Source organism: Streptomyces cavernicola, assembly GCF_029968035.1.
In the GTDB taxonomy this organism is placed as follows: Bacteria; Actinomycetota; Actinomycetes; order Streptomycetales; family Streptomycetaceae; genus Streptomyces; species Streptomyces cavernicola.
Window position 1 is genome coordinate 156,101 of record NZ_JASCIQ010000007.1, and the last position, 13,068, is coordinate 169,168.

9 protein-coding genes and 1 tRNA gene are annotated in these 13,068 nt (G+C 71.3%); 3 read left to right on the forward strand and 7 right to left on the reverse strand.

Translation table 11 applies throughout. The features are described from left to right. Positions 1 to 81: 81 nt before the first annotated feature. The 5 genes from QIS96_RS09150 to QIS96_RS09170 form a co-directional block, all read right to left on the reverse strand. Entirely contained in the window at positions 82 to 1,392 is a 1,311-nt protein-coding gene (locus QIS96_RS09150; RefSeq protein ID WP_282541936.1) for an alpha/beta fold hydrolase, read from the reverse strand. Continuing rightward, the gene (locus QIS96_RS09155) at positions 1,392 to 2,459 is read right to left on the reverse strand and encodes a M29 family metallopeptidase (protein ID WP_282541937.1); all 1,068 of its coding nucleotides are present in this window, start codon (positions 2,457 to 2,459) and stop codon (positions 1,392 to 1,394) included. The genes QIS96_RS09150 and QIS96_RS09155 overlap by 1 nt, the downstream gene beginning before the upstream one ends. A 137-nt stretch (positions 2,460 to 2,596) precedes the next feature. Further along, positions 2,597 to 4,270, reverse strand: a complete 1,674-nt coding sequence (locus QIS96_RS09160) for an OPT/YSL family transporter (protein ID WP_408907145.1) — start codon at positions 4,268 to 4,270, stop codon at positions 2,597 to 2,599. Positions 4,271 to 4,557: 287 nt separating this feature from the next. After that, entirely contained in the window at positions 4,558 to 5,343 is a 786-nt protein-coding gene (locus QIS96_RS09165) for an IclR family transcriptional regulator (RefSeq protein ID WP_282541938.1), read from the reverse strand. A gap of 616 nt (positions 5,344 to 5,959) precedes the next feature. Continuing rightward, positions 5,960 to 6,033: transfer RNA gene (locus tag QIS96_RS09170), tRNA-Pro, on the reverse strand. 178 nt (positions 6,034 to 6,211) lie between these two features. Between QIS96_RS09170 and QIS96_RS09175 the strand changes: the two genes are divergently transcribed. Together QIS96_RS09175 and QIS96_RS09180 are read left to right on the forward strand one after the other, a co-directional pair. Further along, complete coding sequence (locus QIS96_RS09175; protein ID WP_282541939.1) at positions 6,212 to 6,946, forward strand: thiamine pyrophosphate-dependent enzyme; 735 nt, start codon at positions 6,212 to 6,214, stop codon at positions 6,944 to 6,946. A gap of 96 nt (positions 6,947 to 7,042) precedes the next feature. Continuing rightward, positions 7,043 to 7,951 (forward strand): transketolase family protein, encoded by a 909-nt coding sequence (locus QIS96_RS09180; protein WP_282541940.1) that lies wholly within the window; start codon positions 7,043 to 7,045, stop codon positions 7,949 to 7,951. Between the two features lie 50 nt (positions 7,952 to 8,001). Here the strand turns inward: QIS96_RS09180 and QIS96_RS09185 are convergent, their stop codons facing one another. Next, positions 8,002 to 8,373, reverse strand: a complete 372-nt coding sequence (locus tag QIS96_RS09185) for an MmcQ/YjbR family DNA-binding protein (RefSeq protein ID WP_282541941.1) — start codon at positions 8,371 to 8,373, stop codon at positions 8,002 to 8,004. A gap of 82 nt (positions 8,374 to 8,455) precedes the next feature. Further along, the gene (locus QIS96_RS09190; protein WP_282541942.1) at positions 8,456 to 9,385 is read right to left on the reverse strand and encodes an alpha/beta fold hydrolase; all 930 of its coding nucleotides are present in this window, start codon (positions 9,383 to 9,385) and stop codon (positions 8,456 to 8,458) included. 210 nt (positions 9,386 to 9,595) lie between these two features. Between QIS96_RS09190 and QIS96_RS09195 the strand changes: the two genes are divergently transcribed. Continuing rightward, complete coding sequence (locus QIS96_RS09195) at positions 9,596 to 13,060, forward strand: ThuA domain-containing protein (protein ID WP_282541943.1); 3,465 nt, start codon at positions 9,596 to 9,598, stop codon at positions 13,058 to 13,060. The last annotated feature ends 8 nt before the right edge of the window (positions 13,061 to 13,068 follow it).

Here is a 13,068-nt window from a genome sequence, read left to right on the forward strand (position 1 = left end):
GGCTGCGTAAGGCTTCGCATGGCGGAGGCGGCCCGGCCAGGGGTTCCTGGTCGGGCCGCCTCGTCGTCGGCGCGGTGGGTGTCAGAGCTCGCCGCGTGCCGTCGCGATCAGTCGGTCGAGTACGGCCGCGTCGGCTCGTACGCCGTCGTGGGCATGGGCGTCGGTGATCCACGGGCGCAGTCCGCGGACCGCCGCCGCCGTCTCGAGGGACTGCTCCCGGTCGACGAACATGTCGTCGGCGTACACAGCGGCCGCCACCGGCACCTCGTTGTCCGCCAGCCGGTCCGGGTCGTAGAGGACGGGCCAGTCGGTGCGCGCGGCGAGCAGGTGCGCGGCCTCGCGCAGCGGTACGAGGGCGGGGTCCTCCTCGAACTGCCAGGGGTAGATCATCTCGCCGGTGAACCGGAAGGGCCCACCGTCGGCCGCGTCGAACTCGGGGAACTCCTCCCGGATCCGGTGCGCCGACCAGTCGGTGGCCCGGCCGCCCTGGGCGTAGATCGACTCGTGCAGGGCCGCGTACAGGGGGCGCGGCGCGAAGGACAGGGTGGTGTCCGCGCCCCGCAGGAAGGTGTCCGAGAGGACCGGCCCGGCCGGGCCCGCGACGAACGCGCCCTCCAGCAGGTAGTGCAGCGCGTCGAATCCGGACGACGTGCCGAGACCGATGCCGAGGGTCTGGAAGCGCCGTACGCTCAGCCGCTCCCCCGACGGCATGCGCACCTCGTGCTCGGCGAGGTGCTCGGCGATCCGCCGGGCCGCCTTCTCGTCGTCCGGATAGCGGGCGAAGAAGCGCTCGTTGTGCCGGGCGGTGCGCCGGTACGCGGCCCGGTACACGTCGTCGGCGTGCCCGGTCAGGGTGGGCAATCCGCCCGTGATGAAGGCCTGTTCCAGGCCGTGCGGGGCGAGACCGAGATAGCTCAGGGCGCAGAACCCGCCGAAACTCTGGCCGAGTACCGTCCACGGCCGCTCCCCGGCCAGGTGGGCGCGGAGCAGCTCGGCGTCGCGGACGATCGAGTCGGCGCGGAAGTGCGTCAGGTACTCGGCCGTGGCCTGCGGCGTGGCGTGGGCCGCGAGCGTGTTCCGGTCGGCGGGTGTGGAACGGCCGGTGCCGCGCTGGTCCATGAGCACCACCCGGTACTCCTGCAGCGCGCGCTTCAGCCAGGCGCCGGCCGCGTTCGGTCGCTCGGCTCGGCCGCCGGGGCCGCCCTGGAGCCAGAGCAGCAGGGGCAGTTCGCGATGCTCCTGCCCGGCGGCGACGACCTCCCGGGCGAACAGCGAGAGCGCGGGCCCCTCGGGGCGGGCGTGGTCCAGGGGTACGTCCAGGGTGTGGTCCGAGCACACCATGCCGCCGTGCCGGTAGGGGCGAGATGTGTGCGTGGCGCACATGTGGTCCATCAGTAGCCCTCGACGCCCAGCTCGCGGCAGATCTCCACGAGTTCGGGGTGGACGTACACGCCGTCCTTCTCGATGCACTCGCCGTCCAGATGGATGGTCGGCGCGCTGACCGAGCCGTCGGTGTGTGCGGCGGCCACCCAGGGCTCGCCGCCGATCCACGCGCCCTTGGTGCCGATGCCCAGCTCGACGCAGCCGAAGACGCGCTCGTCCTCGACGATGCGGCCGGTCGGCGCGGGCACGCCCGGGTTGAAGCCGAGCGACCAGTGGGCGATGCGGTACATGTTCGGGTCGTCCCAGGACTCCATCCAGCGGCGGAAGACCTCGGCGTCCCTCCCGTCCCCGGAGATGTCCGTCACGACGCCCTTCTCGACGGTGAGGCGGACCGGCGAGCGCAGCAGGCCGAGCTGGTCCGGCGGCCACAGCGCGCCGTCGAAGACGAGGACGCCGTCCTGGGTCTCCTCCAGGGGGTTCCAGGAGATCTGGCCCGACAGCATCACGGTCTCGCCGGGCTTCTCCGCGGGCTTGCCGCGCAGGTTGATCGGCCGGTCGCCGTTGCGGCCCACGAGGTCGGTGCCGGCGGCCGAGGTGATGCGGACTTCGTCGGCCTGTTCCAGGAGTCGTACGAGCGCCTTGCCGAGCTTGATGACGCCCTGGAAGTCGGGCCTGCCCACGGTGGCCACCAACATGTGGACGTCCATGGCGGTCAGGTTGGTGTAGCGGCAGCCGTTGGCCATGGCGGTGCGGAAGGCGTCGGAGTGCATCACGTACGAGACGGCGAACTCGATCCACACGTCGGCGTCGGCGATCGCGCCCGCCACGGGGCGCGGCGGCTCCATGGAGGAGCTGGGCAGCGTCTCGTACCAGACGACGACGGGGTGGGCGCCGGCCGCGGCGACGGCCTGCGCCGTGGCGTCGAGGACGCGTCGGTCGCTGCTGGTGTCGCCGGTGAGGACGACGTGCTCGCCGGGCTTGACGAGCATGACCTCCTCTACCAACTTGCGGGCCGCGAGGGCGAGTTCGAACCCGAGGTACTCGGGGCGCGGTTCGAGACGGCTGAACATGTCCATGGGTGGATCTCCTTGCTTGCGGGCACGCCGACGCCGTTTCGGGCATGGCGGTGCCGTGGGGATGGCGGCTTGAAGTGCCGCCCGTACGGGGGAAGTTGGGTGCCGTCGGCGGGTCCTGCCTGCCCTGCCGGCGCCGGTCAGCCGGCCTTGATGATCTGGGCGGAGTCGCCCAGGGACGCGCCGGCGATCAGTCCCGCGCCCACGAGGTTGAGTTCCTCGTCGGCCCGCGGACCGCGCAGGCGCCGGTAGCAGACGCGGACGGCGAGGGCGCCGAGCACCAGCCAGCAGGCGTGCGGGGTGAGGATGAGGAGGCCGGTGGCGAGCATGACGCCCAACTGCCGCCTCGTCCCGCCGAGGAGTTGGATGAGCGCACCGGGCACGGCCCAGATCAGCAGGGTGCGCAGCACGTCCGGGGAGTCGAGGCCGCTCTTGACGGTGTCGGCGTACACCTTGGCGACCGGCGGGATGAGGCCCTGGCGGAAGTACGACTGCCAGAGGACGGCGACCACGACGAGGGCGGCGGCGAAGCCGATCAGGGCGGCCCGGAACTGTTCGCGCCTGCCCTCCCGCTCGAACGGGTCCCAGGGCTGGTGCTCACGCCTGAGCAGCCAGCCGGCCTTGAGGTCGTACCCCATGTCGGCGAAGGCGGGGCCGGTCGCCGAGACGTATCCGACGAGCAGCGCGAGCGGTACGGACGGGATGCCGATGAGCAGGCCGAGCACGAGGAAGATCAGGGTGACCGCGAAGGACGGGAACCAGCCGGACTGCATGGCGGCGAGGCCCACGATCAGCTCGTGCACAAGAGCGGCGAACGCGGCGAACAGCACCCAGCCGACCAGGGTGCCCGGACTCATGTCGTCGTAGAGGCCGCCGACGAGCGACAGGACCACCGCGCCGGCGGTGAACAGGGCGTAGCCGCGCAGCAGGGTACGGCGCAGCGCGCGCTCGTCGACGGTGACGGCGGCCGTGGGGTCGACCGGGGGCCGGGCGTCCTCGACCTGGTCCTGCACCCGCTCCTGCACCCCGGCCGTACGGTCGGCGCGGCGGCGCAACAGCATCACCGTGGCCTGGCCGAGGGCGACGACGCCGGCGCCGACCATCACGCCGTGCGGCACGTAGCCCGCGCCTATGTCGGTGTGGAACACATCGGGGCTGAACTCCCGTACGCCGAGGCCGATTCCGAACATGGCGAGTGCCCACACATTGCCGAGGAACGCGACGCCTGCGGCGGAGAACGGCAGGCTGAGCAGGGTGCCGCCGATGCCGATCAGGGTGCCCGCGCCCAGGACGAGGGCGCGCTTGCCGCCCTTGTCGCCGGCCTTGATGGTCTCGGCGGCGGCGGTGCCGGGCGGCCAGGCGGCGGTGGCGGGGAGCAGCCGGGAGCCGAAGGCCCGGTAGAGCACCCACGCGTCGACGACCAGGCCGATGAAGGAGCCGGTCAGCATGGGCCAGACGAGGTCATGGCGTCCGAACACATAGGGCACGGCCACAGAGGTGAGCAGCGCGTTGGCCGAGGCGAAGGTGGCCGCCGAGATGGCGGACTGGGCCAGGTTCTGCCGGTGGACCGAGCGCATCCGGCGCAGTCTGGCCAGCGGGATCCGGCCGACGAGCATGGCGATCAGGGCGCCCACGACCGAGGTGTTGGCGGAGATGCCGAGCTTGGCGACGAGGTCCGCGCCGATCACGGCGCCGACGACGGAGAGCGCGGCGAGCAGGACGAAGAGGAAGGGCTCGCGGACCCGCGGGTGGTGGGCCGGCTCCTCGGCCGGCGTGGGCGGGTGCGCGTGGGGTGGTGCGGAGGTGTGGGACACGGGGGACACCCCTTGGGTGAGCGGGCCGGTCGCGCCGGGGAACGCGACGGGCGGCACGGTGGGGAGGCTTGGGGCCTGCTGAACGGGAGAAAAGAGGACGGGAGGGGCAGGGAGGGACAGGGGCCGGCGCGAGGGCCGGGTGCGGAGGGCCGTGCCGTACGGAAGTGGAGCACAGGCGGGCTGTCGGGGGGGGCGGCACGGTGCCGGTCAGCGGGGAGAACCGAGCGGCTCGGTGGTGCAGGCCGGGCGGGTCAGGCGGGTCAGGCGGGTCAGGCGGGTCAGGCGGGTCAGCCGCCGAACGCTGTCGTCGCCTCCGCGGCCGCGGTGGTGACGAGCTCGGTGAGCCGGTCGGCCGAGGCGGTGATCCGGTGGGCCGGGCCGATGACCGTCAGGGACGCGGCGATCGTGCCGGCCTGGAAGACAGGTGCGGACACGGCGGCCACGGCCTCGTCGTACTCGCCGCGGCTGAAGCTGAAGCCGCGTTCGCGCACTTCGGCGTAGCGGGCGAGGAGGGTGTCGAGGTCGGTGACGGTGTGCTCGTTGAAGCGCTGGAGCGGGGTGGCTCCGAAGGTCTGCCGGATCTCCGCCTCGGGGTAGTGGGCGAAGATCGCGTGGCCGGAGGCTCCGGCGTGGCCGGGGATGAGGGCGCCCACGATCGCGGTGTAGCGGACCGGTCCGGTGCCGTCGACCGCTGCGGCACAGCGGTAGCCGCCGCCGTTCGGGACGTTGAGGACGACGCTCTCGCCCGTCTCGCCGAGCAGCCGGGCCAGGATCGGCCGGGCCAGGGAGGGCAGTACGCCGCTGTGCTCGCCGACGCGGGCGAGCCGGTGCACGGACGGGCCGAGGCGGTAGCGCCGCGTGTCCGGGTCGCAGGTGAGGAAGCCGCGCACGGTGAGCGTGGTCAGCAGCCGCTGCGCGACCGCCTTGTCCCAGCCGTGGTGGCGGGCGATCTCGCTGACGCCCCACTCGGGCCGCCGCTCGGTGAACGACAGCAGGGCGACCAGGGCGCGGTCGGCGCTCTGCAGCACTCCGCGTGGCGTTTCGGCCTGCGGTTCGGCAGTCGACTCGGCCATGGCATCCCTCGATCTTTCGGTGGCTCGCACCGGGCGGCCGATCGACCTTCCGGTGCGCTCAGCGCTACGGCGTTGCGCTGAGCGGCCAGAACTATCGGCTCGACCCTGCGGGGGTGTCAAGGGTTACGCGGCAGTCATTTTCGTCCGGCACCGACGACGACGGAGAGTGCCGTGAACGCACCGAAGGCCGCTGCATTCCAGCCCGCCGCCACTCCGACCGGCGCCGCCGACGGGAACCACGACGCCCTCGTCATGAGCTGCGCGGCTCTGGGCCGGAGGCGGTCCTGACGGAGCCCCTGGGCGAGGCAAGGCACTCCCTCCCCATCGGCGAACTGCTGCGCACAGCCTTCGACGACGCCATCGCCGCCGGCCGAAAAAACGGCACGGACGACTGGGCGGCCATAGCCGAACAGCAGCCACGATGACGATCGACCAGTGAATCTGGACCTTGCAGATTGGACCCTGCAGATCTGGACCGCGCAGATCGGGACCGTGCGACGTCGAGAGCACGATCAAGGACGCCGGTCCCCAACTCGACGGCTGCGGATCCCCGAGAATGACCAAGGGCCGGTTTCGGATTTCTCCGAAACCGGCCCTGATCTGCGACTCTTACAAGTCGGGACGACAGGATTTGAACCTGCGACCCCTTGACCCCCAGTCAAGTGCGCTACCAAGCTGCGCCACGTCCCGTTGCCCGTTGTGACCTGGGGTTTCCCCCGGCCGAACGTGCACGGAAACAATACCGCACTCCGACGGGTGGTCGTGAACCCGTTTCCGGAGGCGTACGGAGCGTCATGTCCGGATCTCGACCGGCGCACCGCCCACGCCCATTGACCTCAAGCTCACTTGAGGTTGCACGCTTCGTCTCATGACGACGACCGCGACCACGACCACCACACCCCGAGGCCCCGCGTACGGGTACGCCGACCTCGGCCGGCTCATGTCCCTGATGAGCGGCGACGAGAAGCACGGGCCCGCCGCCACCTCCACCCTCGACGCGCTCTGGGTGCTCTACGACCGTGTGCTGCGCGTCTCCCCCGGCGCCGTCGACGCACCCGACCGGGACCGGTTCCTGCTCTCCAAGGGGCACGGGCCGATGGCGTACTACGCGGTGCTCGCCGCGAAGGGCTTCCTGCCCGTTGACGTGCTGCCCGGGTTCGGGTCGTACGAGTCTCCGCTCGGGCACCACCCGGACCGGGTGCTGGTGCCGGGTGTGGAGATCGGGAGCGGGTCGCTCGGGCACGGACTGCCGCTCGCCGTCGGCACGGCGCTCGGGCTGCGTGCGCAGGGGCTGACCGATCCGGCGGTGTGGGTGCTGGTCGGCGACGCCGAGCTGGACGAGGGCAGCAACCACGAGGCCATCGCGTACGCCGGTCCCGCCGGGCTCGACCGGCTGCACGTCCTGGTGATCGACAACTCCTCGGCCAGCCACGCCAGGCCCGGCGGGCTCGCGGCGCGCTTCGCGGCAGCCGGCTGGTCGACGGTGACCGTCGACGGCCGCGACCACGAGGCCCTGCACGCCGCCTACACCGCCGCGCACCCGGGACGACCGCACGCCGTGATCGCCCGGGTCGAGCCGAAGAACCCGGCCGAGGCGCGCTGACGCTCGCGTCGGACCCGCCGCTGGACCTCCGCCCACCCTTCGCCCGACCTCCGCCCAACCTCCGCCCGCCCCAAGCCACTTCAGGGACTGATGACCATGGACTCCATGCGCGACCGCTTCGCCAGGACCATCACCGAACTGCTCGACGAGGACCCCCGGCTCGCGCTCGTGCTCGCCGAGATCAGCCGGGACCGGCTCACGGAGGCCGAGCGACGGCACCCGGACCGGGTGATCAACGTCGGCATCCGCGAGCAGTTGCTCGTCGGCGCCGGGGCCGGGCTCGCCCTGACCGGGCTGCGGCCGGTCGTGCACACCTTCGCCTCCTTCCTCGTCGAGCGGCCCTTCGAGCAGGTCAAGTTGGACTTCGGGCATCAGGGCGTCGGCGGCGTGCTGGTGAGCGCGGGCGGCTCGTACGACTGGCCCGCCGGCGGGTTCACGCACATGGCGCCCGGCGACGTGGCGCTGCTCGACACCCTCGACGGCTGGACCGTGCACGTGCCGGGCCACGCGGACGAGGCCGGGGCCCTGCTGCGGCACGCGGTCGCCGCCGGGGACGACAAGGTGTACGTACGCCTGTCGGAGCAGGCCAACCGGGACGGGCTGGACGTGGACGGGGCACGCATGCTCACCCTGCGCGAAGGGCGCGACGGGGTGGTGGTCGCCGTCGGGCCGATGCTCGACAGTGTGCTCGCGGCGGTCGAGGGGCTCGACGTGACCGTCCTCTACGCGACGACCGTGCGGCCCTTCGACGGCGAGGCCCTGCGCCGGGCGGCCGGGGACCGGCCCGATGTGGTGATCGTCGAGCCGTATCTCGCCGGGACGTCCACGGCCGCCGCGAACGAGGCCCTGCAGTCCGTGCCGCACCGGGTGCTCGGGCTCGGGGTCGGCCGGCGTGAGCTGCGGCGCTACGGCGACATGGCCGAGCACCTGAGCGCGCAGGGCCTCGACCCGGCCTCCCTGCGGGCCCGCATCACCGGGTTCCTGCCGACCCCCGCAACCGCCTGAACCCGCCACGGCGAGTCGCGGTGCGGTGCAGGGCGCGCGGCCGCCTCGCCTCACTCCGGTCTGGGCACGCCCAACTCCGGGTACTGCGCGACGAGTTGGGGAGGAGCCGCCTGGCGCCAGGAGTCCGCGAGGATGTCGCGGAGTTCGTCCACGTCCTCCAGCTGGGCGATGCGGGCGCGGACCCAGGCGAACTGGGCCTCGTGGTCCGCGATCCAGAACTTGCGGGGCTCCGCGAGGACCAGCTCGTCCCGCTCCTCCTTCGGGCAGCGGACGGCGATCGACGTCTCGTCCTCGGGGAGCGTCGCGAACATCTTGCCCGCCACCCGGAAGGTGGGCATGGACCAGGCGATCTTCTCGGTGGTCTGCGGCAGCGCAAGGGCTGCCGCTCGGACGTCTTCGGAGGTCAAGGACTGTGCGGCCATGCCCCCGACAGTAGGACACGGCACTGACAACGGCCCCCGGACGAGGGCCGGTTGCCCCTCCTGACGGCTCGCCGCGCCCGGCTCAGACGTGCTTGTCCAGCCACTCCGTCAGGTCGCGCTGGACCTCGTCGCGGTTGGTCTCGTTGAGGATCTCGTGGCGGGCGCCCTCGTACCCCTTCCAGGTGAGGTCGGTGACGCCGACGTAGCGGAGGTCCTCCAGGAGTTCGTAGACCAGGGTCATGCGCTGGTTGCAGGGGTCCTCCGTGCCGACCGCGATGTGGATCGGCAGGTCGGCCGGGATGCGGGCGAGGTTGCCCGGGTCGTTGATCTTGCGGACGTTGCGGACCCAGTCGAGGGCGAGGCCCGCCGAGAAGGGGAAGCCGCAGCGCTCGTCGGCGACGTACTCGTCCACCTCGGCGGCGTCGCGGGAGAGCCACTCGAAGCCGGTGCGGTGCTCGTACGGGTCGTTGAAGGAGGCGAAGAGGCGCGGGATGTAGTCGGACAGGGCGGTGCGGCCGCGCTCGGCGATCTCGCGCTCCAGGAGGGCCGTGTCCTGCTCGGTCTCGGCGCCGGGCAGCGAGCGGAACGTGCCGGAGAGGATCAGTCCGGCGAGGTCGTCCGCGTACTCCTGTGCGTAGTCGCGCGCCAGCAGCGAGCCCATGCTGTGGCCGAGGAGGACGAGCGGCACGCCGGGCTGCAGGGCGCGCACCGGGTCGCCGACGGCCTTCAGGTCGTCCACCATCGCGCGCCAGGAGTCCTCGATGTCCGCGCCGGTGACGCCGTGGCCGCCGGTGCCCTTGGCGGTGGCACCGTGGCCCCGGTGGTCGGAGGCGATGACGCCGAAGCCGTGGCCGGCGAGGTGGCGGGCGAACCGGTCGTAGCGCAGGCCGTGTTCGGCGGCGCCGTGGGCGATCTGCACCCAGGCGCGCGGGCGTCCGGTGTCGGGCTGCCAGGTGTAGGTGGCGATCTGCACGCCGTCGCGGGCGGTGGCCATTCCCACGGAGTACGTCATCGGGTGCTGCTCCTTCGCGGTACGGGGCGTCCGGGTCCTCCGGTCGACCCTCCCCCGTACACACCCCCGCACACCAGTCCTGCGCCGGGAACGGACGCCCCATTGACCCCTCGGAACCCGTGAACCTACTCTGAACGACGCACTTCAGAAAGCGCTTTCTATTCTGCCAGGCCACCGCGGTAGTCCATCCCCGAGTCCAGGGAGCGCCCAATGAGTCATCGCGTACGTGCTGTCCGAAGACCACTGATCACCCTGCTCGCGTTACTGGCGCTGATCCTCGCCCTGGGAGTCTCCTCGGTCCCGACTCCCGCGCAGGCAGCGCCTTTTCGCGTGCTCGTCTTCTCGAAAGTGACGAACTTCTACCACGACTCCATCCCCGCGGGGATCGACGCGATCAAGAAGCTGGGCGGCGAGCACGGCTTCGAGGTGGAGGCGACCGACGACGCGGCCGCGTTCACCGACGCCAACCTCGCCCGCTTCCAGGCCGTGGTGTTCAACAACACCAACTCCACGCCGGAGAAGGGCGATCTGCTGAACGCCGAGCAGCGCGCCGCCCTGCAGAAGTACATCCGGGGCGGCGGCGGCTGGGTCGGCCTGCACGCGGCGTCGGCGAGTGAGCGCGACTGGGACTGGTACGAGGGCCTGGTCGGCGCGATCTTCGACAAGCACCCGGCCGTGCAGACGGGCCGGATCAAGGTGCTCGACCAGGCGCACCCCTCCACCAAGGGCCTGCCCGAGCTCTGGGAGCGCAGCGAGGAGTGGTACAACTGGCGCGCCAATCCGACCGGGAAGGTGCACACGCTCGCGCAGATCAAGGTGCGCGACGGCATCGACGGCCTGGACGAGGGCGTCGACCACCCGTGGTCGTGGTGCCAGAACTACGACGGCGGCCGGTCCTGGTTCACGGCCGGCGGGCACGACAAGTCGGCGTTCTCCGAGGAGGGTTTCCTCAAGCATCTGCTCGGCGGCATCGAGTGGGCGGCGGGCGCGAAGCCCGGCGACTGCACGGCGACCAAGACCGGGGCGTTCCAGCGCACCCCGCTGGCGACCGCCGACCTGGCCGACCCGTTCGAGCTGGCGGTCGCCCCCGACCGGCGGGTGTTCTTCGTCCAGCGCACCGGCAAGCTGAAGGTCATCGACCAGGAGACGCTGCGGGTCAGCACGGCCCTGGACTTCGACTACACACCGGAGATGACGAGCCAGTCGGACGGCCTGCTCGGGCTCGCGCTCGACCCGAAGTTCCAGGACAACCACTGGCTGTATCTGCTGCATTCGGACAAGACCGAGAAACAGCTCAACCTGTCGCGGTTCACGGAGAGCGGCGGCAAGGTCGACATGGCCTCCGAGAAACGCCTGTTGACGATTCCGACGTACCGGAACGAGGGCCGCGCCAATTCGCATATGGCGGGGTCGATCGCGTTCAACAAGAAGGGCGATCTGTACGTCGCGACCGGAGACAACACCGACCCGTTCGCCTCGGACGGATTCACGCCGATCGACGAGCGTGAGGGCCGCAGGGCCTGGGACGCGCAGGGCACCGCGGGCAATACGAATGACCTGCGCGGCAAGATTCTGCGCATCACGCCCAAGGACGACGGGAGTTACTCGGTCCCGGAGGGCAATCTGTTCGCGCCCGGCACCGAGAAGACCCGTGCCGAGATCTACGCGATGGGCATGCGCAATCCGTTCCGCATCACCACGGACCCGCTGAGCGGCGCCCTCCTCGTCGCGGACTACGGGCCGGACGCGCGCACCGCCGATCCGGACCGCGGGCCCGAGGGCACGGTCGAGTACAACCGCATCACGAAGGCGGGCAACTACGGCTGGCCGTACTGCATCGGCAACAACACTCCGTTCAACGACTACGACTTCGCGACGAAGACCTCGGGGGAGAAATTCGACTGCGCGAAGCCGGTCAACGACTCGCCGAACAACACCGGCCTGAACGAACTCCCGCCCGTACAGCCCGCGTTGGTCTGGTACGCGTATTCCGCCTCGGCCGAGTTCCCCGAGCTGGGCACCGGGGGCGGCGGCCCGATGAGCGGTCCGGTGTACGACTACGACGCGGACAACAAGTACCGCACGAAATTCCCCGAGGCGTTCGAGGGGAAGTGGCTGAACTACGAGCTGACCCGGAAGTATTTCAAGTCCTTCTCGATACAGCAGCAGGACCAGACGTTCCAGGACCCGCGCTTCGCGCCGGCGAAGGCGGGGGATCTGCATTCCATCAACTCGGTGTTCGAGGACCTGAAGTGGAATCAGCCTTTCGACGCGGACTTCGGCCCTGACGGCGCGCTGTACGTGATCGACTTCGGGATCGGCAGCGGCACCGGGCGCGGCGGCTCCAACGAGGGCGCCGGCATCTACCGCATCGACTACGTGGGCGACGACCGGCTGCCGGACGCGCGGATCTCCGCCTCGCCCGACAACGGCCCCGCCCCGCTCACCGTGAAGTTCTCCAGCAAGGGCTCCGGCCTTCCCGACGGCACCCCGGTGACGTACGCCTGGGACTTCGACGGGGACGGCGACACCGACTCGACCGAGGCCGAGCCGACGCACACGTACGAGCAGAAGGGCCGGTTCAGCGCCCGCCTGAAGGTGACCGCGCCGAAGGAGCTGACCGCGCTCGCCGTGCAGGGGGTGACCGTCGGCAACACCCGGCCCGAGGTGACGATCCAGACGCCGGACGACGGCGGGATGTTCTCGTTCGGCGACACCATTCCGTTCACGGTGAAGGTGAAGGACCCGGAGGACGGGCAGATCGACTGCTCGCGGGTCGTCGTGCAGTCGCAGCTGGGGCATGACTCGCATCTGCATCCGCTGGACAACCACACCGGCTGCGAAGGCGAGATCGTCACGGATTCCGGTGACAGCCACGGCCCCGGCCAGAACCTGTACTACGGCGTCACCGCGCAGTACGAGGACAAGGGCGGCTCCGGTGACGTCCCCGCGCTCACCGGGTCGGACGCGCTCACGCTGCGCACCTCGTTCCGGGAGGCCGAGCACTTCACGTCGACCGGCGGCGCGCACGGCGGCGCCGAGGTGGCGGCACGCGCGGACGCCTCGGGCGGCAAGCGGCTCGCCGAGATCGAGCACGGCGACTGGGTCCGCTTCGCGCCCACGCACCTCAAGGGCGTCGAATCGGTGACCGTGGGCGCGGCCTCGGCCGGGCTCGGCGGCGACATCGAGTTCCGCGCCGACTCCCCCACGGGCGAGCTGCTCGGCAAGGTGTCCGTGCCGGACACGGGCGGCTGGGGCAACGTCGTCTCACCGACGACCGAGCTCAAGGACCCGGGCAGGACCGTCACGTTGTACGCGGTGTTCACCAACCCGGAGTGGGCCGACGGCAAGCCCGACCTGCTCGCCCTGGACTGGCTGCACTTCAACGGGCACGGCGTGGAGCAGCAGCCCGCGTCGCAGGTCGTCGTCGAGGCCGCGCCCGCGGAGGGCGGCGCGCCGCTCGCGGTGAAGCTGTCGAGCACGGTGAATCCGCTGCCGGGCCGTCAGATCACCTCGTACCACTGGGACTTCGGCGACAACTCGAAGCCCGCGGGCGAGGAGGGCGGCACTGCGGAGCACACGTACGAGCGCAAGGGCAGCTACACCGCGCGTCTGACCGTCACCGACGACAAGGGCGACACCACGACCGGCGCGGTCCGGATCACGGTCAAGTGAGGGAGTTT

Excerpts from the sequence above, each read along its gene's own strand:
- QIS96_RS09150 (WP_282541936.1), bottom strand. The coding sequence starts at position 1,392 with ATGGACCACATGTGCGCCACGCACACATCTCGCCCCTACCGGCACGGC.
- QIS96_RS09155 (WP_282541937.1), bottom strand. The coding sequence starts at position 2,459 with ATGGACATGTTCAGCCGTCTCGAACCGCGCCCCGAGTACCTCGGGTTC.
- QIS96_RS09165 (WP_282541938.1), bottom strand. The coding sequence starts at position 5,343 with ATGGCCGAGTCGACTGCCGAACCGCAGGCCGAAACGCCACGCGGAGTG.
- QIS96_RS09175 (WP_282541939.1), top strand. The coding sequence starts at position 6,212 with ATGACGACGACCGCGACCACGACCACCACACCCCGAGGCCCCGCGTAC.
- QIS96_RS09180 (WP_282541940.1), top strand. The coding sequence starts at position 7,043 with ATGGACTCCATGCGCGACCGCTTCGCCAGGACCATCACCGAACTGCTC.
- QIS96_RS09185 (WP_282541941.1), bottom strand. The coding sequence starts at position 8,373 with ATGGCCGCACAGTCCTTGACCTCCGAAGACGTCCGAGCGGCAGCCCTT.
- QIS96_RS09190 (WP_282541942.1), bottom strand. The coding sequence starts at position 9,385 with ATGACGTACTCCGTGGGAATGGCCACCGCCCGCGACGGCGTGCAGATC.
- QIS96_RS09195 (WP_282541943.1), top strand. The coding sequence starts at position 9,596 with ATGAGTCATCGCGTACGTGCTGTCCGAAGACCACTGATCACCCTGCTC.